The sequence below is a fragment of the Micromonospora sp. NPDC005806 genome, from assembly GCF_042871425.1.
In the GTDB taxonomy this organism is placed as follows: domain Bacteria; phylum Actinomycetota; class Actinomycetes; order Mycobacteriales; family Micromonosporaceae; genus Micromonospora.
The window spans coordinates 425,054-448,683 of the sequence record NZ_JBIAIL010000002.1; the positions used below are offsets into that span (position 1 = coordinate 425,054).

Genomic DNA, 23,630 nt, shown 5'->3' on the forward strand with positions numbered 1-23,630 from the left:
CACCCGTCCACCCCGGTCGGCGCCATCGATTCGCTCACACCGCCCCCCGCCAGCGGCGGTCGCCGATGACCATCGACGTAGCATTGCGGGCATGTCAGCACCCGTCAGCACCGTCTCCGACGCGATCCAGGCCGCGCTGGCCACCGTCAACGATCCGGAGATCCGCCGGCCGATCACCGAGCTCGGCATGGTCCGTTCCGCCGAGGTCGGCGACGACGGCGTCGTCCGCGTCGAGCTGCTGCTCACCGTGGCCGGCTGCCCGCTGAAGGACAAGCTGCGTACCGACATCACCGCCGCCGTCGGCGCGGTGCCCGGGGTGACCGGCGTCGAGATCGAGTTCGGCGTGATGAGCCCCGAGCAGCGCCAGGAGCTGCAGGCCAAGCTGCGCGGCGGCGGCGCCAGCGCCGAGCCGGTCATCCCGTTCGCCCAGCCCGGCTCCCGCACCCGGGTGTACGCGGTGGCCAGCGGCAAGGGCGGCGTCGGCAAGTCCAGCGTCACGGTCAACCTGGCCGCCGCGCTGGCCGCCCGTGGCCTCTCGGTCGGTGTGGTGGACGCGGACATCTACGGCCACTCGGTGCCCCGGATGCTCGGCGCCGACGGCGCCCCGACCCGGGTCGAGGACATGATCATGCCGCCGCAGTCGCACGGCGTGAAGGTCATCTCGATCGGCATGTTCACCCCGGGCAACGCGGCCGTCGTCTGGCGCGGCCCGATGCTGCACCGGGCGCTGCAGCAGTTCCTCGCCGACGTCTACTGGGGTGACCTGGACGTCCTCCTGCTCGACCTGCCCCCGGGCACCGGCGACATCGCCATCTCGGTGGCCCAGCTGCTGCCGAACTCGGAGATCCTGGTCGTCACCACCCCGCAGACCGCCGCCGCCGAGGTGGCCGAGCGGGCCGGCGCGATCGCCCTGCAGACCCACCAGCGGGTGGTCGGCGTCATCGAGAACATGTCCTGGCTGGAGCTGCCGGACGGCTCCCGGATGGAGGTCTTCGGCGCCGGCGGCGGCGAGGCGGTCGCCGAGTCGCTGAGCCGGACCATCGGCGCGCAGGTGCCGGTCCTGGGGCAGATCCCGATGGACACCCGGGTGCGCGAGGGCGGCGATGCTGGCACCCCGATCGTGCTGGCCCAGCCGGACGCTCCGGCCGCGAAGGCGCTGATCCAGGTCGCTGACCGGCTCGCCGTGCGCCGCGAGTCCCTGCTCGGCAAGCCGCTGGGTCTCAAGCCCGCCGGCCGCTGACCCCAACGCTCCCCCGCCCGACCCTCCCCGGCCCTGCCGAGGAGGGTCGGTTTCGTTTACCGCGCCGGGGGTGGGGTCAGGTGGCGTCGTCGTAGCTGGGGCGGGGTGCCGGGGCGGGGGTGCCGCCGGTGGCGGTGGCCGGGCGGGTGCCGTTGGTCCGCAGGTCGGCCGCCTTGGCGACGTCCTTCAGGTCGTCGTGCACGCCGCTGACGTCCGCGCGCAGGTTGTCGTACATGCCCTGCAGCGGCTTCCGGAGGGCCTGCTCGTCCTCCTCGCTGAGCAGGTGCTTCCGGATGAACGCCTTCGGGTGCAGGTCCTCCAGCTGGATGTCGGTGCCCAACTCGCGGCTCAGGTCGCCGGTCGCGTTCCGGGCCATGCTGCGCAGGTTGCGGACCATCCGCAGGCCGTCGTTGATCACTGCGGGCAGTCGGTCACCGAAGATCAACAGCGCCAGGAGCAGCAGGGCACCGATCTCCCACCAGTTCAGGTTCTCGAACACTCCGGCCTCCTCGTCGCCTCACGGCAAGACTACGCACGTCGCGGGGCCGTCCGGGAGAGGGTGACCGCTGCTCACTTCGCGTCTGCGGCGAGCGTCACCGAGGCGCTCTGCTTGGCCGACCCCCGCCGGTACTCGACGGTCACCACCGCGCCGGGGGCGTACTTGCGGACCAGGGCGACCAGATCGGTGGGTTCGGTCATCGGATGCCCGTCCAGCCGCAGCACCACGTCGCCGGCCTTGAGCCCGGCCGCGGCCGCCGGGCCGGCGGGCTCCACCACGTTGAGGCGTACGCCGGTGCCGGCCGCCGCCCCGGTGCCGCCCACCTGGGCACCGATCACCGTACGCCGGGCCCTGCCGGTGCCGATGATGTCCTCGGTGACCCGCTTCGCCTGGTTGATCGGGATGGCGAAGGCGAGACCGATGTTGCCGGCCTCCTGCCCGTCGGCGACCAGCGACTTGATCGTCGAGTTGACCCCGACCACCCGGCCGGCGGCGTCGACCAGCGGGCCGCCGGAGTTGCCGTGGTTGACCGCCGCGTCGGTCTGGATCGCGGCGTAGTAGCGCGTCGGGCCGCCCGGCTCGCCGGCCTGCATGGTCCGGTCCAGCGCGCTCACGATGCCGGCGGTGACCGTGTTGGTCAGGGAGAGCGGCGAGCCGATGGCGAGCACCGGGTCGCCGACGGCGAGCGCGTCGGAGTCGTCGAACTCCACCGGCTTCAACCCGGTACGCGCCACCTTGATCACCGCGATGTCCGACTCCGGGTCCTGCCCCACCACGGTGCCCGGCGCCGTGCTGCCGTCGTTGAACATCACCGTGGCCTTGCCGGGGCCGCCGGCGACCACGTGGTCATTGGTGATGATGTGCCCGTCGGCGCTGACCACGAAGCCCGAGCCCTCGCTGGTGCCGCCGAGGCTGTACACCCGGATGGTCACTACGCTGGGCAGCACCTTCCCGGCGACGCCGGCCAGCGACTCGGGTTTGCGCTGGGCGAGCGCCGGGGCCTGGGCTGACTGCGGGCCCAGGGTGGGTACGCCGCCTCCGCCGCGCAGCAGGGCGTACGTCAGGGCGCTGCCGAGCGACCCGGCGAGCAGGGCCGTGATCAGCGAGATCAGCACCACCTGCCGGAATCTCGGCCGGCGGGGCGCGTCCGGGTCGGCGACCGGCTCGGGTTCGCTCGCGGCGCCGGCCGGGGCGGACGCGGGGACCACGACCGCGGCCGGAGAGTACGGATCGCGCCACGGATCGGCCAGCGCGTCGGACCACCAGGGCGAGGTGCCGTCCCCGGCGCCGTGCGACGGGCTGCCGGGCGCCGGCCGTCCCGCCGGTGCCGGTGTCCCGCCGGGCCGGCGCCAGTCCCAGCCGTCGGTCACGTCGGTGCCTCCCAGTCCGTCCCGCGTGTCCCGCGCCGGGGCCGGCGGAGCCGGCCGGCCGTGGCACACGGGACACGTCCAGGATTGCACGGATGCCTGGAACGGGTCAGGGGTTGCCCGTCGTGATCGTCTCCAGGAGGCCACCGGCGGCTGCGCGCGTCGGGGCACGCCTCTAGGCTCATACCGCCAACCGACCCCTCGCACCACTCCCCCCGCCCGGAGGTGTCCCATCGCCACGGTCGCCAGTTCCGGCAACTCGACGGCCCAGGCGCTCCAGTTCGCCGAGTCGTACGTCACCGAGGACCTCGTGCTGCGGACGGCCCGAAGTCTCGCCTTGGAGGTGGGCGTGGACGCGGTCACCCCGGGGGCCGGGGCCGCCCTGCGCCTGCTCGCTGCCGCCGGCAACGCCCGGGCGGTGGTGGAGATCGGCACCGGCACCGGGGTCAGCGGCGTGTGGCTGCTGCGCGGGATGCGCCCGGACGGAGTGCTCACCACCATCGACGTGGAGGTGGAGCACCAGCGGATCGCCCGGCGGATCTTCCTGGAGGCGGGCTTCCCGGCGGGGCGTACCCGGATCATCACCGGCCGGGCCCTCGACGTGCTGCCGCGGCTCGCGGACGGCGCCTACGACCTGGTCTTCGTCGACGCCGAGACGGCCGGCTTCACCGCCTGCGTGGACGCCGCGCTGCGGCTGCTACGACCGGGCGGGGTGCTCGCGCTCAACGGCGCCCTCGCCGGCGGCCGGATCGGCGACCCGGCCGCCCGCGACGTGGAAACGGTCACCGTCCGGGAGACGATCAAGGCGATCCGGGAGTCGGAGCACTGGATCCCCGCGCTGCTGCCGGTCGGGCACGGCCTGCTCGCCGCCGTGAAGGGCTGACCCCGGCGCCGCGTCCGGCGGGCGCGGTCCGCGTCGTCAGCCCAGCGTCGCCAGCCAGCGCAGCAGCCCGCGTACGCCCCAGCCGGTGGCGCCCTTGGTCAGCTCGGCGTGCTCGTCCTCGGACCAGGAGGGGGCGGACATGTCGACGTGCACCCAGCGGTCCCGCAGGTCGCCGGTGAACTCGCGGAGGAACAGCGCGGCCACCACCGAGCCGGCACCCCGGGCCGGGGAGCTGTGCAGGTCGGCGATCTCGCTGCCCAGGTACTCCAGGTAGTCGGCGGCCAGCGGCATCCGCCAGGCCCGCTCGCCGGCCGCCTCGATCGCGGCCAGCAGGTCGGCCGCGAGCTCGTCGTTCTCGCTGTAGAGCGCGCCGTGCCGCTTGCCGAGCGCCACCGCGTTCGCGCCGGTCAGGGTGGCCAGGTCGACCAGCAGGTCCGGCTTGAGCTCCTGCACCGCGTACGCCATGGCATCGGCGAGCACCAGCCGGCCCTCGGCGTCGGAGTTGGTGGTCTCGCTGGTCAGGCCGCCGTAGTGGCGGACGATGTCGCCGGGGCGGAAGGCCGAGCCGCTGACCATGTTCTCGGCGAGCGGCGCGAGCGTGGTGATCCGGACCGGCAGCCGCATTGCGGCGGCGCCCAGGGTCGCGGCGACCACGGCGGCCGCCCCGGCCATGTCCTTGCGCATCAGCTTCATCGCCGGCACCGGCTTGATGGAGATGCCGCCGGTGTCGAAGGTGATGCCCTTGCCGACCAGCACCACGTGGGTACGCGCGTCCGCCGGCCGCCAGTCCAGCTCGACGAGGCGGGGACCGCTGGCCGACCCACCGCCGACGGCGAGGATGCCGCCGAAGCCCTCGGTCGCCAGCTCCTCGGGTTCGCGTACCCGCAGGTGCAGGTCGGGGTGGTCGGCCGCCGCGGCCGCGACCTGCGTGGCGAACCACTGCGGGTTCTTCGTCGAGGAGGGGGTGTTGGTGAGGTCGCGGGCCAGCCGGGTCATCTCGGCGGTGGTCCGCGCCGCCACCAGGATCGGGGTGAGGGCGTCCGGGTCGCTCACCACGACGTCCACCTCGGCCAGCGCGGGCGCCCCGCCGGCCCCGGTCATCCGGAACCGGTACGACCCGAGCAGCAGCCCCTCGACCAGGCCGCGCAGCGCCGCCGCGGCGTCGGCCGGGAGCGCCACCGTGATGTGCGTCTCATCCTTGCCGGCCCGGGCCAGCGCCGCACCCGCGGTGCGCCAGTCCTGCTCGTCGCCGGCGCCAACGCCGAGCAGCACCAGCCGGGACGGCGTGCCACCGGGCCGCAGGTGCTCCCGGACCTCTCCTGCGGCGCCGGTCAGCCGGGCGACGGGGAGCAGCGCGGTCGCCTCGGACCGGACGTCGTCGGCGGGTGGCGAGGCGGTCGGGACCAGCGCGGCCGACGGGTCCGGCCCTTCGGGACGAACGGGCAGGACGAGGGTGGCGGGCCGCTCGGGCCCGGTCACCAGACGGATGGCCAGCACGCTGGACCGCACCTCCGAGAATTATTCATAAAGCTGGGCAATTCGCCGGCGTCGAGCCGATAAAGTCCCTGAGCCACCGACGGAGCCGGTGGCTCAGGGACAGACGAACCGTACGCACGACCTGCGCCGCGCGGACCGCTCCTCGATCAGCCGGCGGCCGCCTTCAGCGCGTCACCCAGCGCGGTGGCCTCGTCGGGAGTCATCTCGACGACGAGCCGGCCACCACCCTCCAGCGGGACCCGCATGACGATGCCCCGGCCCTCCTTGGTGACCTCCAGCGGACCGTCGCCCGTCCGCGGCTTCATCGCCGCCATGTTGTCTCCCCTCAGACCTACACCAGGGTCGGTGGGTTGCCCCACAGCCACTTCGCCATGACCCCCCGCAACCGCCGCGGGGGCCTCCACCGATGATTTTCCCTGATGAACACCGCCGGACCCAAACCGGAGCAGCATTGATGTAACAGCATCTAGCTTATCTTGGGTAGGCCTGTCACAATGTGCGGTCATGCAGGCACGGTCGGCACTCTTCGACCTGTACGGCGACCACCTCCGCGCCAGGGGTGGGCGCGCACCGGTCGCCGCCCTGGTCAAGCTGTTGGCGCCGCTCGGGATCGCCCCTCCGGCGGTACGCACCGCGGTCTCCCGAATGGTCCGCCAGGGCTGGCTCGAACCCCTCCGGCTGGTCTCCGGGCCGGGCTATTCGATCACACCGAAGGCGGCCCGACGACTCGACGAGGCGGCCACCCGGATCTACCGCACCGGCCGGCACAGCTGGGACGGGCGGTTCGATCTGCTGGTGCTGGAGGCCCTGGCCGCCCGCCGGGACCGGCAGCGGCTCGCCGCCAACCTGACCTTCCTCGGCTACGGCACCCTCGACGACTGCACCTGGGTGGCCACCCGGCCGGGTGAGGACGTCGACGTCCTGCTCGCCGAGGCAGGCGTGCGTTACGAGCGGTTCACCGCCGCCCACGCCGCCGGCACCCCCGGCGCGATGGGCGTGGTCCGCCGCGCCTGGGACCTGGCCGAGATCGGCCGGGCGTACGAGCGGTTCGTCGCCGAGCAGAAGCCGCTCCTCTCCGGCGTCACCGTACGCAGCAGCGACGAGGACGCGTACGCGGCCCGGTTCCGGCTCGTGCACGCGTGGCGTACCTTCCTCTTCCGGGACCCACAGCTGCCCCCGGGGCTGCTCCCCGAGCGCTGGCCGGGCACCAGCGCGGCCAGTTTCTTCGACCGGCACGCGGCCCGGCTCCGGCCGGCCGCCGACCGGTACGTCGAGCAGTGCCTCGACGCCAGCAACCGCCTCGCCCGACAGAAGGGTCGTTAGAAACGTGACCGAGCCGCTGCTCGTCGACCGCACCGACGCCATCGTCACCCTGACGCTGAACCGCCCGACGGCGATGAACTCGCTCGACGTGGCGCTCAAGGAGGCGCTCCGGGACACCCTCGCCGAGCTGGAGGCCGACCGCTCCTGCCGGGCGGTGGTGCTGGCCGGCGCGGGCGGCTCGTTCAGCGCCGGGCAGGACCTGCGGGAGCACGTGCAGACCCTCGAGTCCGCCGACGCCGACCCGCTCGCGACCGTGCGGGCCCACTACAACCCGATCGCCGCCCGGCTGGCCAACCTGCCCAAGCCGGTGGTCGCCGCGGTCCGCGGCATGGCCGCCGGGGCGGGCGCCTCGCTGGCGTTCCTCGCCGACTTCCGGATCGGCGGGCCGAAGACCCGGTTCCTGATGGCCTTCGCCGGGGTCGGGCTCGCCGCCGACACCGGCGCCTCCTGGACGCTGCCCCGGCTGGTCGGCCACGCCAAGGCCGTCGAGCTGCTGATGCTCGCCGAGCCGGTGGGCGCCGAGGAGGCCTGCCGGCTGGGCCTGCTCACCAAGCTGGTGGAGGACGACGAGCAGGTGCTGCCCACCGCGCAGGAGCTGGCCGCCCGGCTCGCCGCCGGCCCGACCGTCGCGTACGGGGCGATCAAGCGGCAGCTCTCCATCGCCGACGCCGGCACCCTGGCCGACGCCCTGGCCGCCGAGGCCCAGGCCCAGTCGATCTGCGGCGCCACCGCCGACCACAAGGCCGCCACCATGGCCTTCGTCAACAAGCAGAGGCCCACCTTCGAAGGCCACTGACCCTCCGCCGCCACCCTCGCCGAGATCCGGGAACAGCGCGCTCAGCGGGCGACGTAGCCGCCGTCGACGGGGATGGTGTGGCCGGTGATCCAGGCGGCGTCGTCGGAGGCGAGGAAGGCCACCACCCCGGCGACGTCGTCGGGAGTGGGGATGCCGGGCTTCGGGTTGAACGACTCCATCTGCCGGCGCATCTGCCCCGGGTCCGGCGCGCTGTCGATGAAGTGCTCCACCAGCGGGGTCATCACCACGGTCGGGGCGACCGCGTTGACCCGGATGCCGCGCGCCGCGTACTCGATCGCCGCCGAGCGGGTCAGGCCGACGATGCCGGCCTTGGTGAAGGTGTACGGGGAGATGTTCTCCTGGGCGGCCAGCGCGGTGGTCGACGAGGTGTTGACGATCGAGCCTCCGCCCCCGCGCAGCAACGCCTGGATGCCGAAGCGGAGGACGAAGAAGACGCCGTCGCCGTTGACCCGCCGGACCTTCTCCCAGTTCTCCACGTCCATCTCGTGCAGCGGCTGCTGCTTGCCGTCGATCCCGGCGTTGTTGAAGATCACGTCGATGCGGTCGTACCGCTGCACGGCGTCGGCGAAGGCCTGCTCGACCGAGGCGGCCTCGCCGGTGTCCACGGTCACCGGGTGACCGTCGGGCAGGCTGGCGGCCACCCGCTCGGCGCCCTCGGCGTCGATGTCGGCGACCACCACCCTGGCGCCCTCGGCCGCGAACCGCCGGGCCGCCGCCGCACCGAGCCCGCACGCCCCACCGGTGATGAACGCGACCTTGTCCTGAAACCGCATCCGACCCCCTCGCGGGCCGGCCGACACCGGCCCTCCCCGGCACGGTAACCGGGGCCGCGTGGGTCAGTCGTCCTCTTCCGGATCCTGGTTGGCCTCCGCGCCGAGCACGAACGCCTGCATGGCCAGCTCGTTCCCGGCGGGCGAGACGAAGGCGGGCAGCTCGCGCGGGCCCAGCTCCTGCACGTACGACCAGAAGAGCCGGACCGCCTCGGCCGGTGCGGACGCCTCGATCGGCAGGTCGAGGCTGACCAGCCAGGAACGGCGCGCCGGCGGCGGGCCGATCCGGTCGGCCAGCTCCCGCCAGACGGCCAGGTCGAGACCGGTCACCGGCCCGGTCAGGGCCAGCCCGTCGACCGGGACCGGCTCGTCGAGCACCCGCCGGGTGTACGTCACCACGAGCGCCCCCGGACCCGCCTCGGACTGCGGGTCGTCCGGGTCCTCCCGGGTCTCGGCGGTGGCGAGGGCGACCCGACCGAGGGCCACCAGCCGGAGCGGCTCGTCGACCAGCACCGCGACCGGGTCACCGGGCCGGGGTCGGGCCGCACCGTCCAGCCCGGTCAGCTCCAGCGTGTCGTGGTGCACCAGCCGCTCGGCCTCGTACCGCTCGGCGGGCAGCAGCACCGCCCAGCCGCCGGAGGCGGTCCCGCTCGTACGCAGCTCGGTGTCGGTCATGCCGCAATCCCATCACGCCGGACCAGGGGCGGTCCCGGGACGTCCGCCGGCCGCCGCCCGCGTCACGCCCCGCCCGGGGCCCGGGTCACGTGGCAGCCGGCGAGGTGGTCGTCCACCATGCCGGTGGCCTGCATCAACGCGTACGCCGTGGTCGGGCCGACGAAGCGGAAACCGCGCTTCTTGAGGGCCTTGGCCAGCGCGGTGGACTCCGGGGTGAGCGCCGGCACCTCCGCGAACGACCGGGGCCGGGCCGGCCGGGGCGACGGCGCGTACGACCAGAGCAGCGCGGAGAGGCCGTCGGGCAGCTCCAGGGCGGCCCGGGCGTTGGCGATCGCCGCCTCGACCTTGGCCCGGTTCCGGACGATCCCGGCGTCGGCCAGCAGCCGGGCGATGTCGGCCTCGCCGTAGCCGGCGACCTTCTCGATCCGGAACTCGTCGAAGGCCAGCCGGAACGTGGGCCGCTTGCGCAGGATGGTCAGCCAGGACAGCCCGGACTGGAACGCCTCCAGGGTCAGCCGCTCGTAGAGCGCGTCATCGCCGCGCAGCGGCCGGCCCCACTCCTCGTCGTGGTAGACGGCGTAGTCCGGGGTGCTCGCCCCCCAGGCGCAGCGGGCCAGCCCGTCGGCGCCGGTCACCAGGTCAGTCACGCGGTACACGGTAGGCCAGCCCACCGACAACGGACGGTGCCGGTCAGGGCAGCCGGCCCTGCTCCACCAGCCGGGCGAACTTCTTCAGCGCCTGGGTCAGGCTGAACTTCGAGCCGGGCCAGAGCACCGGCCAGGCCACCCGGCCGGCCGTCCCGCCGGGCAGGTGGAACCACTCGTGCCAGACGACCTGGGTCCGGTCCCGGTCCAGCGGGGTGCAGCGCAGCACGCCGGGGCCGCGCAGGAGCTTGCCGCAGTGCACCACCCCGACCTCGTACGGCGCGTCCACCCGGACCACCCGCATCTCGTCCCGCAGCGCGGCCGGGCCGAGCGCGGTGACCGCCTCGACCAGGCTCCCCTCGCCGCCGTCGCCCTGGACCACCCGGACGGTGGTCAGCGGGATCCAGTCGGACTGCCGCTCCCAGGCGGTCAGCGCCGCGAAGACCCGCTCGGCCGCAGCGTTGACGATCACCGCCGCGGTGACCTCGCCGGCGCCGGGCTGAGCCGCCTCGGCGAGCTCGTCCGCCCCCTCCGGCCCGGTCACGCGGACTCCGACCGGACCACCCGGCCGCCTTCCCGGTCGCCGTCGGACGCCGGGGTGGCCTCGTCGGTGGTGTCGCCAGCCGGGGCGGTGGAGGTCGGGCCGGCCGGCGGCCGGTGGGTGACGTCGCTCGCCGGCTGGTCGACGGGCCGCGCGACCGGGGCGACCGGGGCGCCCGGCGTCCGGGCCTCGGTGGTCGGCAGCTTAGCCACGTCCTCGACGGCCGCGGCGGCCGGCGCCTCCGCCACCCCGGCCTCGGGCATGGGCGCGCCGGCCGGTGTCCCATCGGTCGAGCTGTCGCCGGTCGGGGCGCTCGGCTCCGTGGTGGTGCCGGCGGCCGGAGCGGTCCCGGCGGCCTCCTCCCGGGCGCGGCGCAGCGCGTCGGCCTCCTCGGTACGGCCCTCGCGAAGCGCGGCGACCTCGGCCTCGAACACCCCGATCAGCTCCGACTTGTAGCCGATGTCGTACGCGGCCCGGCGCATCGCCTGGTCGACCTGGTCCATCCGGTAGCCCCGCAGCGCGGTGTCGAAGCGCACCTCGGCGACGTCCGACTCGTGCAGCGGGCGACTGCCCGGCAGGGGCACGGCCCGCCCGTCCGGCTCGGTCGGCGCCAGGCCCGGATCACGCCCGGAGACCAGCACCGTCACCCCGAACACCACCGCCGCCACGGTCAGCGCGACGACCAAGAGGAGCAGAACCTGACCCATGGGGAGATCGTGGCATGCGGGACGGCGCGGGGCGAGTCCTCCACCCGCTCCGGCCCTGATTCGAACCCGGGCGTACCGCCCGGGCCGGCTGCGGCGGGACCGGATAGCGTCGGAGGCGGACGACCGGAGATCAGGAGGTGGGCATGGCCGGGGCGCTGCGGCTCGGTGGGCGGACCTTCTCCTCCGGTGAGCTGGTGGTGATGGCGATCGTCAACCGCACGCCGGACTCGTTCTTCGACCGGGGTGCCACCTTCGCACAGGACAGCGCGCTGCGCGCGGTGGAGCGGGCGGTGGCCGAGGGCGCGGAGATCATCGACATCGGCGGGGTGAAGGCCGGGCCGGGCGACGAGGTCGACGTGGCCGAGGAGATCGGCCGGACGGTGGACACCATCGCCGCGGTCCGGGCCGCCTTCCCGGACGTGGTCATCTCGATCGACACCTGGCGGGCCGAGGTGGCGGTGGAGGCGGTGGCGGCCGGGGCCGACCTGCTCAACGACACCTGGTCGGGGGCGGACCCGGCGCTGGCCCGGGTCGCCGCGGAGACCGGCGCCGGACTGGTCTGCTCGCACGCCGGCGGGCTCCCCCCGCGTACCCGGCCGCACCGGGCCGCGTTCGACGACGTGGTGGCCGACGTGGTCGCGACGGTGACCGGGCTCGCCGAACGCGCGGTCGCCCTCGGCGTACGCCCGGACGGGATCCTGATCGACCCGGCGCACGACTTCGGCAAGAACACCCGCCACTCCCTGGAGATCACCCGGCGGCTGGGCGAACTCACCGACACCGGGTGGCCGCTGCTGGTGGCCCTGTCGAACAAGGACTTCATCGGCGAGACGCTGGACCTGCCGGTGCCGGACCGGTTGGAGGGCACGCTGGCCGCCACCGCCGTGTCGGCCTGGCTGGGCGCCCGGGTCTTCCGCGCTCACCAGGTACGCGAGACCCGCCGGGTGCTCGACATGGTCGCCTCGATCAGGGGCGACCGGCCGCCGACGCTGACCCGCCGCGGCCTGGCCTGAGCCTACGACAACTCCAGCGCGGCGCGTCTGACGCCGCGCAGCGCCCTGGAGCCGTCGTCAGGTCCAGCGGAGGATGTTCTTGCGCCAGGCGTAGAGGATGCCGAGCGCCACCACGGCGACGAAGACCGCCATCTCCACCACGGTGGTCACGCCGAACCCGGGCCGGTCGAAGACCAGCGCCCAGGGAAAGAGGAAGACCGCCTCGACCGCGAAGAGCACGTACAGGTACGCGTAGACGTAGTACCTGATCTGCATCTGCGCCCAGTCACCACCGACCGGGTCTAGCCCGCACTCATAGCTGGCCCGCTTGCCCCAGGGGTCCGCCGGACGGCCAGGACGTAACACCCGATTGGCCGAGAACGCCGTCACGAAGAAGAGGACGGCGGCCAGCAGCAGGAGACCGAGCGTGGCGTACGAGCCGAGGTAACCGGTCACGGTCGGCAGCCTACCGGTCCGGCCAGCCGGATGAGCGCGCCGACGCTCGACCCGGCGGGCGCCCCTGCCCCAGGCAGAGATCCGCCGGACGTCCCCGGCGCGCGGTGATCTGAATTACGGGTCGCGGTACTAAACACGGCAAAGCCGGGCATACAGCGGCCCGATCAGGTCCCATACGCCGGACCTCCACCAAGGTTGCCCTAACGGCTCGACGTAGGCTCTGACGTGAGAAAAGGAGCCGGCCGGGCCAGGGACGGACGGCCGGCGACAACAGCGCGTCAAGGAGGGCACGTGGCCGGGCGAAGCGAGGTGCGGGCGTGACCAAGCAGATCCGTCAGCTGGACCGGGTGGTCATCCGGTTCGCCGGTGACTCCGGCGACGGCATGCAGCTCACCGGTGACCGGTTCACGTCGGAGACGGCCCAGTTGGGTAACGACATCTCCACGTTGCCGAACTTTCCGGCGGAGATCCGCGCCCCTGCCGGGACGTTGCCGGGTGTGTCGAGTTTCCAGGTGCATTTCGCCGACTACGACATCCTGACCCCCGGTGACGCGCCGAACGTGCTGGTGGCGATGAACCCGGCGGCGCTCAAGGCGAACCTGGCGGACCTGCCGCGCGGGGCGGACATCATCGTCAACACCGACGAGTTCAGCAAGCGCAACCTGGCCAAGGTGGGCTACACGACCAGCCCGCTGGAGGACGGCTCGCTCGACGGGTACGTGGTGCACCCGGCCGCGCTCACCTCGATGACGATCGGCGCGCTGGCCGCGCTTGACGTGTCCAAGAAGGACGCCGAGCGGGCCAAGAACATGTTCGCGCTGGGCCTGCTGTCGTGGATGTACTCCCGTCCGTACGAGTCGACGCTGCGGTTCCTGGAGCGCAAGTTCGCCGCCCGTCCCGAGCTGGTGGCGGCGAACGTGGCCGCGTTCCGGGCCGGTTGGAACTTCGGCGAGACCACCGAGGACTTCTCCGTTCGGTACGAGGTCAAGCCGGCCAAGATGGTGCCGGGCACCTACCGGAACATCACCGGCAACGCGGCGCTGTCCCTGGGCCTGGTGGCCGCCGGTGTGCGGTCCGGGCTGCCGGTGTTCCTCGGGGCCTACCCGATCACCCCGGCGTCGGACATCCTGCACGAGCTGTCCAAGCACAAGCGGTTCGGCGTGGTGACGATGCAGGCCGAGGACGAGATCGCCGCGGTCGGTGCCGCCTTGGGCGCGTCGTACGGCGGTTCGCTCGGCGTCACCACCACCAGCGGCCCCGGCGTGGCGCTCAAGAGCGAGACGATCTCCCTGGCCGTGGCGCTGGAACTGCCTTTGGTCATCATCGACGTGCAGCGCGCCGGGCCGTCCACCGGCATGCCGACCAAGACCGAACAGGCCGACCTCAACATGGCCCTGTACGGCCGGCACGGCGAGGCCCCGGTCGCGGTGATCGCGCCGAAGTCGCCGGCGGACTGCTTCCACGCGGCCCTGGAGGCGGCGCGGCTCGCGCTGACCTACCGCACCCCGGTGATCCTGCTCTCCGACAACTACGTGGCCAACGGCTCCGAGCCGTGGCTGCTGCCGGACGTGGCGAGCCTGCCCGACCTGCGGGTCGAGTTCGCCACCGCCCCCAACGGTGAGGACGGCACCACCTTCCTGCCGTACCTGCGGGATCCGGAGACGCTGGCCCGGCCGTGGGCCGTCCCGGGCACGCCGGGCCTGGAGCACCGGATCGGGGGCCTGGAGAAGGCCGACAAGACCGGTGACATCTCGTACGACCCGGCGAACCACGACTTCATGGTGCGTACCCGGGCTGCCCGGATCGAGACCATTCCGGTGCCGGACGTCGAGGTGGAGGACCCCGACGGCGACGCCCGCGTCCTCGTGCTCGGCTGGGGGTCGACCTACGGGCCGATCGGCGCGGCTTGCCGGGGCCTGCGCCAGCGCGGACTCTCCATCGCCCAGGCGCACCTGCGCCACCTGGCCCCGATGCCGGCCAACCTCGGTGAAGTCGTCCGAGGCTACGACAAGGTCGTGATCCCGGAGATGAACCTCGGCCAGCTCGCCCACGTGATCCGGGCGAAGTACCTGGTCGACGCGATCGGCTACAACCAGGTCCGCGGCCTGCCGTTCACCGCCGCCGAGCTGGAGACGATGCTGGAAGAGGTCTGCAAGAATGTCTGAGCCCGTCGCCCTCAAGCTCACCGCCAAGGACTTCAAGTCCGACCAGGAGGTGCGCTGGTGCCCCGGTTGCGGCGACTACGCCATCCTCGCCGCCGTCCAGGGCTTCATGCCGGAGCTGAACATCCCCCGGGAGAACATCGTGTTCATCTCCGGGATCGGCTGCTCGTCGCGGTTCCCGTACTACATGAACACCTACGGGATGCACTCCATCCACGGCCGTGCCCCGGCGATCGCCACCGGCCTGTCGGTGACCCGCCCGGACCTGTCCGTCTGGGTGGTCACCGGTGACGGCGACGCGCTGTCGATCGGCGGGAACCACCTGATCCACGCGCTGCGCCGCAACGTCAACCTCAAGATCCTGCTGTTCAACAACCGCATCTACGGGCTGACCAAGGGGCAGTACTCGCCGACGTCGGAGATCGGGAAGATCACCAAGTCGACCCCGGTCGGCTCGGCGGACGCGCCGTTCAACCCGCTGTCCCTGGCGCTCGGCGCGGAGGCCACCTTCGTGGCCCGGACCATCGACTCCGACCGCAAGCACCTCCAGTCCGTGCTCCGCGCCGCCGCGCAGCACGAGGGGTCGGCGTTCGTGGAGATCTACCAGAACTGCAACATCTTCAACGACGGCGCGTTCGACCAGCTCAAGGAGCCGGCCACCCGCGACGACTACCTGATCCGCCTGGAGCACGGGCAGCCGATCACCTTCGGCAAGGACGGGCAGTTCTGCGTCGTCCACCCCCCGGGCGGCTTCGGCCTGGAGGTCCGCGACACGGCGGCCACCCCGGCCGAGGAGATCGTGGTGCACGACGCCACGGTCACCGACCCCGCGTACGCCTTCGCGCTGTCTCGACTCCCCGGGCTGGACCTGCGCAACACCCCGATCGGGGTGTTCCGCTCGGTGACCCGCTCGTCGTACGACAGGGTGGTGCAGGAGCAGGTCGCCACGGCGACGGCCCCGGTCGAGGAGTCCGCGGAGCAGCAGCTCGCCGGCCTGCTCGCCAGCGGCGACACCTGGACGATCCTCTGACTCACCGCCACGTCGGCACATCAATCGGAAAGGGTGGTCACTCCGCGGGGAGTGACCACCCTTTCCGCTCTGCGCAGCGCTGATCAGACCGCCGCGGACGCCGGCACCCAGAGCTGGTCGATCTCCCGCTCGGCCGTGGCGAGGCTCGCCTCGTGCAGGGGGATCAGCTCGGACATGGCCGGGTTCATCGGGGCGAGGGTGAGCTCGGCGGCGATGAAGCGCGGCTCGAGCCCGGTCATGGAGAGGCCGTGCGGGAGCCACGGCTCGGCGTGGTCCCAGCCCTCGCGCGGCGTGCCGGCGCCGTAGCCCCCGCCCCGGCTGGCCAGCACGATGAATTCCCGCCCGCCCAGCAGGCCGGCACCGGTGCTCGGGTCGTACGCGATGCCCGGCGCGATGAGGTGGTCGACCCAGGCCTTCACGCTGCTGGGCGCCCCGTAGTTGTAGAGCGGAAGCCCGAGCAGGACGGTGTCGGCGCGCTTCACCTCGTCGACCAATTGCTCGGTGAGCGCCCACGAGGCGCGCTGCTCCGGGGTGTGCTGCTCGGCCGGCACCATCCGCGCCAGGCCACCGGCCTCGTCCAGGTGCGGCAGCGGCTCCCGGCCGAGGTCCCGGTAGGTCACCGTGCCGCCGGGGTGGGCGGTCCGCCAGGCAGCGGCGGCGCGGGCGGTGAGCCGCCGGCTTACCGAGTGCTCTCCCCGGATGCTCGAGTCGATGTACAACAAGTGTGGCATTTGGCTAACCCTCCACAGATCGTTTGTGTAGCGCCAACCATTTATAGCAGGCGGATGTTCCGCGGCGTCGGTAAACTGGGTCACATGCCTGCCCTGCCGCTGGATCAGTCGGAGCGCCGCAGTGGGGCGCTGCTCGACTACCTGGCCCGGCGGATGCGGCTGCGATCGGAATCGGTGCTGGCGCCACTGGGTCTGCGCCCCCGGCACCTCGTCGCGCTCACCGTGTTGCGGAACGCGGACGGCATCAGCCAGCAGGGCCTCGCCAGCAACCTGCAGATCGACAGCACGAACGTGGTCGGGCTGCTCAACGAGCTGGAGGCGGCCGGGCTGGTCGAGCGGCGCCGGTCAGCCGAGGACCGGCGCCGGCACGTGGTGAGCCTCACCGAGAGCGGCGCGAAACGCCTCAACGAGGCCGAATGCGCCCTGGCCGCCGTCGAGAACGAGGTGCTCGGCGCACTGGACGCCGACCAGCGCGAGACGCTGTACGAACTGCTCCGTCAAGCGACCGGCGGAACGGCGGCGAACTGCGCGGCGGCGCCGGACGAGGACAGCGAGAAGCGCTGCTGACGGCGCTGCCGGGCGGCCCGCGCCGACGACCGGCGGCGGAGGTCAGACCGTCTGCACCGACTGCGGGCGGTCGTCGCGGACGTACACCAGCATGTCGCCGGTCTCGATCACCGCGGCCGCCCGGTCGGTCAGCGTGACCACCTTGCCCCGCCGGACCAGCGCGATGACCAGCGACTCCAGCTCGCGGGGCGACTTGCCCACCTCGCTGCGCTCGGCGGAACGCATCGCCAGCGCCATGCCCTGCCCCGGGGTGAGCAGGTCCTCCACCACGTCGATCAGCGGCGGGGCGGAGGTGGAGAGGCCGAGCAGCCGGCCGGCGGTTGCCGAGGAGACGATCACGTGGTGCGCCCCGCTCTGCTTGAGCAGCGGCGCGTTCTCCGCCTCGCGCACGGCCGCGATGATCCGGACCTGACCGGCGGTGAGCTGCCGGACGGTCAGCGCCACCAGTACCGAGGCGTCGTCGCTGTCGGTCGCGATGATCACTGCCTTGGCGGTCCGGACGTGCGCCTCCTCCAGCACCGACGAGCGCGTCGCCGAGCCCTCGATCCCGACCAGCCCCGCCGAGGCGGCCTGCCGCAGCGCGGCGCCGCTCCGCTCCACCACCACGATCCGGGACTTGTCCATGCCGTTCTCCAGCAGCGCGGAGACGGCGCTACGGCCCTTGGTGCCGTAGCCGCAGATGATGACGTGGTCCTTCACGGTCCTCCTCCACCGCGACAGGCGACGGCCGGTCCGGTACTGCTCGGTCAGGACTTCCAGGGTGGTGCCGACCAGGATGATCAGGAAGAGCACCCGGGCGGGGGTGACGAACAGGACGTTGACCAGGCGTGCCGAGGGGGCGGCCGGGGTGATGTCGCCGTAGCCGGTGGTGGAGAGCGAGACCACCGCGTAGTAGAAGCAGTCGAGCAGGGTGAGCCCGTCCTCGTTGACGTCGCGGTAACCGTCGCGGTCGATCCAGACCACGGTCACCACGGCGAGCACCAGGGCCAGGGCGGCGAGCAGGCGCAGGCTCAGCGCGCTCAGCGGCCCCCGCCGTTGCGCGGGAAAATGGATCACCGTCGGTCCTGTTCCGCCGCCGTCGCCTGCACGTCCACAAGATAGCGGGTACGCCGCCTGCCGGCCTCCCGGGTGGGGCCGGTACCCATCGCCGGCACGGGGCATGATGGGAACGTCCGGGGACGACGACCGCGAGGAGGCCCGCATGTCGCTGCTGCGACGGGTGATCGGCGGGGTGCTGCGCCGGGTACGGCTGCGGCAGGGCCGCACGCTGCGGGAGGTCGCCCAGGCGGCCGGGGTCTCGCTGCCCTACCTCTCCGAGGTGGAACGCGGCCGCAAGGAGGCCTCCTCCGAGGTGCTGGCGGCGATCTGCCGGGCCCTCGGCCTCCACCTCTCCGACCTGCTGGAAGAGGCTCGTGACGAGCTGCGCCGGGTCGAGCGGCGGACGCCGGTGACCGCCGGGTCGGGCCTGGTCCGGCTGGAGCGGGTGCCCGTCCACCGGAACGACGGCGTACGCCTCCAGGTCGGGCCGCGCCGCGGCCGGCCGCTGCCGCACGCGGTGGGCCGGCCGGCCGGCCCGGGCTCGCGCCTGGGCACGCCGCTGCTCGGCACCCGGGGCGGGCTCCGGACGGACCTCGGGCTGCCGGTGGGCGGCTCCGCCGGCACCGGCGCGGGGTACGCCACGCCCACGATGCTCGGCACCGGCACCCGGGTCTGGCTGTTCCCCGCCCCGCCGCCCGCCCGCCGCCGCCCGCGTACCGCCCGGGCGGTGACCCGGCGGCGGACCGCCCACGTCTGACATCCGTCGATCGGCGTGATCGATCTCCCCGCGCCGGTGTCCCGGCAGCTACGGTGTGTGCCATGACCGGCGTAACGCCCCTCGTCGACGCCCTGATCGGGCTGGGTCTCACCCAGTACGCGGCGCGCGCCTACCTCGCCCTGGTGACGCGCGACCGGTACACCGCAGCCGAACTCGCCCGCGCCTCCGGCGTCCCCCGGCAGCGCATCTACGACGTGCTCAACTCGCTGAGCGAGCGGGGACTGGTCCGGGTCCGCCCCGGCCCGGTGGTGCGCTACGCGGCCGTCGACCCGGAGGCCGCGGTCAACCGGATGATGGCGGTCCACCGCAGCGCGTACGAGCGACGCGAGCAGACCGGCGCCGAGCTGGTCGACCAGCTCGCTCCCCTGTGGACGCGCGGGCGGGCCGAGGACGATCCGCTCGACTACGTCGAGGTCATCCGCGACCGGGAGCTGCTCGCCGAGCGCTTCGCCGAACTCCAGTCCAGTGCCCGGCATCAGCTGCTCACCCTCGCCAAGCTGCCCTACCTGGTGGTGGAGAACCCGGCCGGCCTGGAGACCGCGCGCCGGCTGTCCCGCGCCGGCGGCGATGTCCGCTGCGTCTACGAGCACGCCATGCTGGACAACCACGACATGGTCGACGACGTGCGGGGTTTCCTCGACGCGGGCGAACGGGCCCGGTTGGTCGCCGAGGTGCCGATGCGGCTCTGCATCGCGGATGGCGCCCGGGTCCTCATGTCGATGCGGGACCCACGGGCGGACGACGCGTCGAGCACCTCCCTGCTGATCGAGCACCCGGCGCTCGCCCAGCTGCTCATCCAGGCGTACGAGACGATCTGGGCGGGCGGCGAGGACTTCGCGGCCGCGGTGGCCCGGGCCGGCGTGCCGACCGGTTGAGCCGGCACGGTTCTGCCCACGGCGGATCTGCCGCCGGCAGAATCCCTGGGCTCCCGACCACCGCCCGCCGGAGGCTGGAGACCGCCGGTTCCCGGGCGGTCCGTCGCCCGCCGGCGGCACGGAGGGTGGTCAGGTCATGGGGTACGGCATCTGGATGCTGGACGAGGGGCAGCCGTCCCTCGGCGACCGGGTCTTCGAGCGGCTGCTCAAGGAGCGCATCATCTTCCTCGGCAACGAGGTCACCGACGCCTCGGCCAACCAGATCTGCGCGCAGATCCTGCTGCTGGCCGCCGAGGACCCGGAGCGGGACATCTTCCTCTGCATCAACTCGCCAGGCGGCTCGGTCAGCGCCGGGATGGCCGTCTACGACACCATGCGGTACGTCAAGAACGACGTCGCGACCCTGGCCCTGGGGCTGGCCGGTTCGATGGGACAGTTCCTGCTCTGCGCGGGCACAGCCGGGAAGCGTTTCGCACTGCCGCATTCGCGGATCATGATGCACCAGCCGTCGGGCGGGATGGGCGGCACGGCCGCCGACATCACCATCCAGGCGGAGAACATGCTGCACGTGAAGCGGACCATGCAGGACCTGATCGCCCGGCACAGCGGGCGCACGCTGGAGGAGATCCAGCGCGACTGGGACCGGGACCGCTGGTTCACCGCCGAGCAGGCCCGCGAGTACGGCCTGATCGACCAGGTGGTCACCCGCGCGGAGCAGCTTCCCGGCTGAGGGCGGACGACCCGACCCGGCCGGCCGCTGGTCACGCGGGCCGGCCGGGTCCTGATCGGAGGGTCAGGGGTAGCTGACCACCGGGCTGGTGCCGTACGAGCCAACGACCGGAGCGCCGGCCTCGTTGACGGTGCGTTCGATACCGCCGCTACCGTCGAGGAAGACGGTGACCGCGTCGTGGAACCGCACGCCGGCCCGGCGCGGCGCCTCGATGGCCCGGTCGCAACGGATGTCCACGCCCTGGTTGAAGTACGAGTAGACGCCCAGCCCCCACGCCTCGTGCTCCCGCACGTGGTCGGCGACCTTGTACGACGCCCAGCCGTTGCCGGTCGGGCTGCGCCAGGCCGCCTGGCTCGGCGGGTCGTAGGGCAGCTCGCTCTGGTAGAAGACGGTCCGGCCGCGCTCGCCGTTCCAGACCGTCTGCCAGCGCTGGTAGTGCTCGACGAAGAGTCCGTAGGCGGTCACGTCGTCGCCGTTGACCACCACGCCGGTGTCGGCGGTGTTGACGGTCCAGCCTATGGTGCCCGGCTTGCCGTGGTCGCCGCGCCAGGCCCAGATGTTGTCGATCAGGGTGTGCCGACTGTTCACCACCAGGCTGGTGACCGCCTTGCCGGCGTACGGGCCGCCGATGCGGAAGAAGACGTCCTGGAGCGAGATCGGGTTGGTGGCGTGCGACCGGTGGCTGTTGCGCTTGCCGACCTCGACCAGCAGCTCCGACTCGACCGGCCCGGCGTCGACCAGCACCCCGGCGATGCGTACGCCGTCGACGTCCTCGATCCGCAGGGCCGCGTCACCGGTGGTCGGGGCGAGGCTGGGCATGCCGAGGCCGAGCACGACGGTGTCCGGGTGCTTGACCCGCAGCGCCCGGTCCAGGTGGTAGACGCCCGGGGTGAGCAGCAGGTGCCGCCCCTGGGAGAGTTCCTGGTTGAGCCGCTTGGCGGAGTCGGTCGGCTTGGCGATGAAGAAGTCGCCCAGCGGCAGCGAGGGCACCGTCCCGGCCCCGGCGCCCCAGGTGGTGCCGGCGGTGTGGCGTCGCAGCGCGGGCACGGCCACCCGCCAGCCACCCGCGGCGTCCACGAAGAGGTACGGCTTCTCCCGGGTCACCGGGCTGGTCGGCAGGGTGGTGTAGGGCGGGTTCGGGAAACCCTGCGCGGGCGCGCCGACCACCCCGGAGAAGACCTGGTTCCAGACCCCGTTGGTCCAGTCGCCGCCGAGTTCGCTGTCCCGGGTCAGCCACTGCTGCTGCGACCCGTTGATGGTGATGCCGTCCACCTTGGAGTCGGCGATGTAGCCGCCGCTGGAGTAGCCGCCGTTGCCCGGCTCCAGCCAGAGGATGCCCTTGACGTGCACCCGGCGCATCGGGGACGCCTGGGAGACCGCCCACTGGTTCGACCAGTCGGTCGGAGCGACGGCGAGGTTCTCCACCGAGCGCCAGAAGTTGGTCAGTGCGGAGATCCCGGCGGGCGAGTTCGGGTCGGGCTGGCCGATCACGCGCACCGCGCCGTGGATCTCCACGTCGTCGGGATGGGCGCCGAGGCCGGCGACGGTGGTGTAGTAGCCGAGCCGCGCGTTCACCTCGTACCGGCCGGGCTTGAAGAGCACGGCGTACCGGTCGGTGCCCATCTCGTTGTGTTCCTGGCCGGCGAAGATCCGGTCCAGGGTGGACTGGATCTCCGGGGTCGAGGTGGCCGGGTCGTACACGAAGACACTCGGGCCGAAGTCGGGCTCGGCGGCGGTGTCGTCGCCGGCCGGGGACGCGGCGGCGGCCGGCAGTGCCGGGAGGCCGAGGGCGGTGAGCGACGCCGCGGAGGCGGCGGTGAGGGTGAGGAAGCGGCGGCGGGAGGGGTCGAGTGGTCTCATCTGCCTGCCTGTTCGACGGTGGGGTACGGATCGACCAGGGAGGCGGGAGAGCGCTCTCCTGGCCAACGTCCTGTTCCTACCCCATCGACGTCGATCGCGCCAGACCGCGCGCCATCAGCTGGCGTCGTAGCGGGCGCGGGCGACCTCCACCTCGGTGAGGTGGGTGGTGGCCCACGCTTCCAGGCCGGCGACCAGGTCGAGCAGGCTGCGGCCGAGCTCGGTGAGCGCGTAGTCCACCCGGGGCGGCACGCTCGGGTGCACGGTGCGCGTGACGATGCCGTCCCGCTCCAGGCCGCGCAGGGTCTGGGTGAGCATCTTCTGGCTGATCCCGTCGACCCGCTCGGCCAGTTCGCCGTAGCGCCTGTCCCGGTCGGCGAGGGTGAGCACGATCAGCACGCTCCAGCGGTCGCCGATCCGGTCCAGGACCTTCCGGCTGCCGCAGTTCCGGTTGAACGGGTCCGCCTGCACGTCTTCACTCTCTTTCAGTGCGTATCGAACTTTAAGGTGCCTACTCTCCAACGGGAAGTAGTGCACAGTTGTTCCCGTTGCCGTGGGAAGACAGTTCGTGTCGCAACCACAGGGAGTATTGATGTCCATCGTCGTCACCGGCGCCACCGGCCCGCTCGGCCGCCTGATCATCGAGTCGCTGCTCAACCGGGGCGTATCGGCCGACCAGATCGTGGCGGTCGGTCGCAACATCGACCGGCTCGCCGAACTCGCCGGGCGCGGAGTGGTCACCCAGCGGGCCGACTACGACGACCCCGAGGCGCTCCAGGCGGCCTTCGCGGGCGCCGACAAGCTGATGTTCGTCTCCGGCAGCGAGGTCGGCAAGCGCGTGGTGCAGCACGGCAACGTGGTCACCGCCGCCAAGGAGGCCGGCGTCGGGCTGATCGTCTACACCAGCATCGCGAACGCGGACAGCTCCAGCCTGGCGCTCGCCGCCGAGCACAAGGCGACCGAGCAGCTGATCCGCGACGCCGGCCTGCCGCACGTGTTCCTGCGCAACAGCTGGTACCTGGAGAACTACACCGCCCAGCTGCCCACGTACCGGGAGCACGGGGTGGCGGGCGCGGCGGGTGACGGGCGGGTCAGCGCCGCCACCCGCGCGGACTACGCCGAGGCCGCGGCCGCGGTGCTCACCGCCGAGGGCCAGGCCGGCACGGTGTACGAGCTGGGCGGCGCGCCGTTCACCCTGACCGAACTGGCCGCCGAGATCTCCCGGCAGACCGGCACCGAGGTCTCCTACGTCGACCTGCCGGTCGACAAGTACACCGAACTGCTGGTCGCGGCCGGCCTTCCCGAGGGCTACGCGGCCGTGCTCGCCGACGGCGACCGTGGCCTCGCCCAGGGCGAGCTGGAGGTCGGCGACGACCTGGCCAAGCTGCTCGGCCGCACGCCGACCACGCTCGCCGAGGCGATCCGCGCGGCGCTCTGACGCCTTCGTCGCC

The 23,630-nt window shown here is 72.9% G+C and carries 26 protein-coding genes; 12 read left to right on the plus strand and 14 right to left on the minus strand.

Going from position 1 to position 23,630, the window contains the following annotated elements; all coding sequences use genetic code 11:
* Window positions 1–91: 91 nt before the first annotated feature.
* Window positions 92–1,240, plus strand: coding sequence for an Mrp/NBP35 family ATP-binding protein (locus ACFYOS_RS04575; protein WP_387136006.1), 1,149 nt, complete (start codon window positions 92–94; stop codon window positions 1,238–1,240).
* Window positions 1,241–1,316: 76 nt separating this feature from the next.
* Here ACFYOS_RS04575 and ACFYOS_RS04580 read toward each other — a convergent pair whose 3' ends face one another.
* Together ACFYOS_RS04580 and ACFYOS_RS04585 are read right to left on the minus strand one after the other, a co-directional pair.
* Complete coding sequence (locus ACFYOS_RS04580; RefSeq protein WP_387136007.1) at window positions 1,317–1,739, minus strand: preprotein translocase subunit TatB; 423 nt, start codon at window positions 1,737–1,739, stop codon at window positions 1,317–1,319.
* 71 nt (window positions 1,740–1,810) lie between these two features.
* Entirely contained in the window at window positions 1,811–3,124 is a 1,314-nt protein-coding gene (locus ACFYOS_RS04585; RefSeq protein WP_387136056.1) for a trypsin-like peptidase domain-containing protein, read from the minus strand.
* A gap of 214 nt (window positions 3,125–3,338) precedes the next feature.
* On the opposite strand from ACFYOS_RS04585, the gene ACFYOS_RS04590 reads away from it, so the two are divergent.
* A complete protein-coding gene (locus ACFYOS_RS04590) occupies window positions 3,339–3,989 on the plus strand; it encodes an O-methyltransferase (protein ID WP_387136057.1) in 651 nt (216 codons plus the stop codon).
* Window positions 3,990–4,025: 36 nt separating this feature from the next.
* Here ACFYOS_RS04590 and ACFYOS_RS04595 read toward each other — a convergent pair whose 3' ends face one another.
* Entirely contained in the window at window positions 4,026–5,486 is a 1,461-nt protein-coding gene (locus tag ACFYOS_RS04595) for a leucyl aminopeptidase family protein (protein WP_387136008.1), read from the minus strand.
* Between the two features lie 146 nt (window positions 5,487–5,632).
* Window positions 5,633–5,800, minus strand: coding sequence for a DUF3117 domain-containing protein (locus tag ACFYOS_RS04600; RefSeq protein ID WP_013283866.1), 168 nt, complete (start codon window positions 5,798–5,800; stop codon window positions 5,633–5,635).
* A 190-nt stretch (window positions 5,801–5,990) separates the two neighbouring features.
* Between ACFYOS_RS04600 and ACFYOS_RS04605 the strand changes: the two genes are divergently transcribed.
* Window positions 5,991–6,809: a PaaX family transcriptional regulator C-terminal domain-containing protein gene (locus tag ACFYOS_RS04605; RefSeq protein ID WP_387136009.1), complete on the plus strand. Its 819-nt coding sequence runs from the start codon at window positions 5,991–5,993 to the stop codon at window positions 6,807–6,809.
* A gap of 4 nt (window positions 6,810–6,813) precedes the next feature.
* A complete protein-coding gene (locus ACFYOS_RS04610) occupies window positions 6,814–7,605 on the plus strand; it encodes an enoyl-CoA hydratase/isomerase family protein (RefSeq protein ID WP_387136010.1) in 792 nt (263 codons plus the stop codon).
* 41 nt (window positions 7,606–7,646) lie between these two features.
* Here the strand turns inward: ACFYOS_RS04610 and ACFYOS_RS04615 are convergent, their stop codons facing one another.
* The 5 genes from ACFYOS_RS04615 to ACFYOS_RS04635 form a co-directional block, all read right to left on the minus strand.
* On the minus strand, window positions 7,647–8,399 hold the full coding sequence (locus tag ACFYOS_RS04615) for an SDR family NAD(P)-dependent oxidoreductase (RefSeq protein ID WP_387136011.1): 753 nt from the start codon (window positions 8,397–8,399) through the stop codon (window positions 7,647–7,649).
* 63 nt (window positions 8,400–8,462) lie between these two features.
* Complete coding sequence (locus ACFYOS_RS04620) at window positions 8,463–9,071, minus strand: hypothetical protein (protein WP_387136012.1); 609 nt, start codon at window positions 9,069–9,071, stop codon at window positions 8,463–8,465.
* 62 nt (window positions 9,072–9,133) lie between these two features.
* Window positions 9,134–9,718, minus strand: a complete 585-nt coding sequence (locus tag ACFYOS_RS04625; RefSeq protein WP_387136013.1) for a DNA-3-methyladenine glycosylase I — start codon at window positions 9,716–9,718, stop codon at window positions 9,134–9,136.
* Window positions 9,719–9,761: 43 nt separating this feature from the next.
* A complete protein-coding gene (locus ACFYOS_RS04630) occupies window positions 9,762–10,259 on the minus strand; it encodes an SRPBCC family protein (protein ID WP_387136014.1) in 498 nt (165 codons plus the stop codon).
* Window positions 10,256–10,963 carry a DivIVA domain-containing protein gene (locus ACFYOS_RS04635; protein ID WP_387136015.1) on the minus strand — a complete coding sequence of 236 codons (708 nt, stop codon included), beginning with the start codon at window positions 10,961–10,963 and terminating at the stop codon, window positions 10,256–10,258. The genes ACFYOS_RS04630 and ACFYOS_RS04635 overlap by 4 nt, the downstream gene beginning before the upstream one ends.
* A gap of 143 nt (window positions 10,964–11,106) precedes the next feature.
* Between ACFYOS_RS04635 and folP the strand changes: the two genes are divergently transcribed.
* Window positions 11,107–11,976, plus strand: coding sequence for a dihydropteroate synthase (folP, locus tag ACFYOS_RS04640; protein WP_387136016.1), 870 nt, complete (start codon window positions 11,107–11,109; stop codon window positions 11,974–11,976).
* 57 nt (window positions 11,977–12,033) lie between these two features.
* Here folP and ndhC read toward each other — a convergent pair whose 3' ends face one another.
* A complete protein-coding gene (gene ndhC, locus ACFYOS_RS04645) occupies window positions 12,034–12,411 on the minus strand; it encodes an NADH-quinone oxidoreductase subunit A (protein ID WP_387136017.1) in 378 nt (125 codons plus the stop codon).
* 317 nt (window positions 12,412–12,728) lie between these two features.
* Here ndhC and ACFYOS_RS04650 point away from each other — a divergent pair, with 317 nt between their 5' ends.
* Both ACFYOS_RS04650 and ACFYOS_RS04655 read left to right on the plus strand, forming a co-directional pair.
* The gene (locus ACFYOS_RS04650) at window positions 12,729–14,576 is read left to right on the plus strand and encodes a 2-oxoacid:acceptor oxidoreductase subunit alpha (protein ID WP_387136018.1); all 1,848 of its coding nucleotides are present in this window, start codon (window positions 12,729–12,731) and stop codon (window positions 14,574–14,576) included.
* A complete protein-coding gene (locus ACFYOS_RS04655; protein ID WP_387136019.1) occupies window positions 14,569–15,603 on the plus strand; it encodes a 2-oxoacid:ferredoxin oxidoreductase subunit beta in 1,035 nt (344 codons plus the stop codon). The genes ACFYOS_RS04650 and ACFYOS_RS04655 overlap by 8 nt, the downstream gene beginning before the upstream one ends.
* Window positions 15,604–15,686: 83 nt before the next feature.
* Here the strand turns inward: ACFYOS_RS04655 and ACFYOS_RS04660 are convergent, their stop codons facing one another.
* Window positions 15,687–16,334 carry an FMN-dependent NADH-azoreductase gene (locus tag ACFYOS_RS04660; RefSeq protein ID WP_387136020.1) on the minus strand — a complete coding sequence of 216 codons (648 nt, stop codon included), beginning with the start codon at window positions 16,332–16,334 and terminating at the stop codon, window positions 15,687–15,689.
* Window positions 16,335–16,418: 84 nt separating this feature from the next.
* On the opposite strand from ACFYOS_RS04660, the gene ACFYOS_RS04665 reads away from it, so the two are divergent.
* Entirely contained in the window at window positions 16,419–16,901 is a 483-nt protein-coding gene (locus tag ACFYOS_RS04665) for a MarR family winged helix-turn-helix transcriptional regulator (protein ID WP_387136021.1), read from the plus strand.
* 42 nt (window positions 16,902–16,943) lie between these two features.
* Here ACFYOS_RS04665 and ACFYOS_RS04670 read toward each other — a convergent pair whose 3' ends face one another.
* Window positions 16,944–17,957, minus strand: coding sequence for a potassium channel family protein (locus tag ACFYOS_RS04670; RefSeq protein ID WP_387136022.1), 1,014 nt, complete (start codon window positions 17,955–17,957; stop codon window positions 16,944–16,946).
* 145 nt (window positions 17,958–18,102) lie between these two features.
* On the opposite strand from ACFYOS_RS04670, the gene ACFYOS_RS04675 reads away from it, so the two are divergent.
* The 3 genes from ACFYOS_RS04675 to ACFYOS_RS04685 all read left to right on the plus strand — a co-directional run bounded on the left by ACFYOS_RS04675 (window position 18,103) and on the right by ACFYOS_RS04685 (window position 20,322).
* Window positions 18,103–18,696, plus strand: a complete 594-nt coding sequence (locus ACFYOS_RS04675) for a helix-turn-helix domain-containing protein (RefSeq protein WP_387136023.1) — start codon at window positions 18,103–18,105, stop codon at window positions 18,694–18,696.
* Window positions 18,697–18,758: 62 nt separating this feature from the next.
* The gene (locus ACFYOS_RS04680) at window positions 18,759–19,592 is read left to right on the plus strand and encodes a TrmB family transcriptional regulator (RefSeq protein ID WP_387136024.1); all 834 of its coding nucleotides are present in this window, start codon (window positions 18,759–18,761) and stop codon (window positions 19,590–19,592) included.
* A 136-nt stretch (window positions 19,593–19,728) separates the two neighbouring features.
* Window positions 19,729–20,322, plus strand: a complete 594-nt coding sequence (locus tag ACFYOS_RS04685; protein ID WP_387136025.1) for an ATP-dependent Clp protease proteolytic subunit — start codon at window positions 19,729–19,731, stop codon at window positions 20,320–20,322.
* A 63-nt stretch (window positions 20,323–20,385) separates the two neighbouring features.
* On the opposite strand, the gene ACFYOS_RS04690 is transcribed toward ACFYOS_RS04685, so the two are convergent.
* Together ACFYOS_RS04690 and ACFYOS_RS04695 are read right to left on the minus strand one after the other, a co-directional pair.
* Window positions 20,386–22,182, minus strand: a complete 1,797-nt coding sequence (locus tag ACFYOS_RS04690) for an adenylyl cyclase (protein ID WP_387136026.1) — start codon at window positions 22,180–22,182, stop codon at window positions 20,386–20,388.
* A gap of 114 nt (window positions 22,183–22,296) precedes the next feature.
* Entirely contained in the window at window positions 22,297–22,650 is a 354-nt protein-coding gene (locus ACFYOS_RS04695) for a winged helix-turn-helix transcriptional regulator (RefSeq protein ID WP_387136027.1), read from the minus strand.
* A 121-nt stretch (window positions 22,651–22,771) separates the two neighbouring features.
* Between ACFYOS_RS04695 and ACFYOS_RS04700 the strand changes: the two genes are divergently transcribed.
* A complete protein-coding gene (locus ACFYOS_RS04700) occupies window positions 22,772–23,617 on the plus strand; it encodes an SDR family oxidoreductase (protein WP_387136028.1) in 846 nt (281 codons plus the stop codon).
* The last annotated feature ends 13 nt before the right edge of the window (window positions 23,618–23,630 follow it).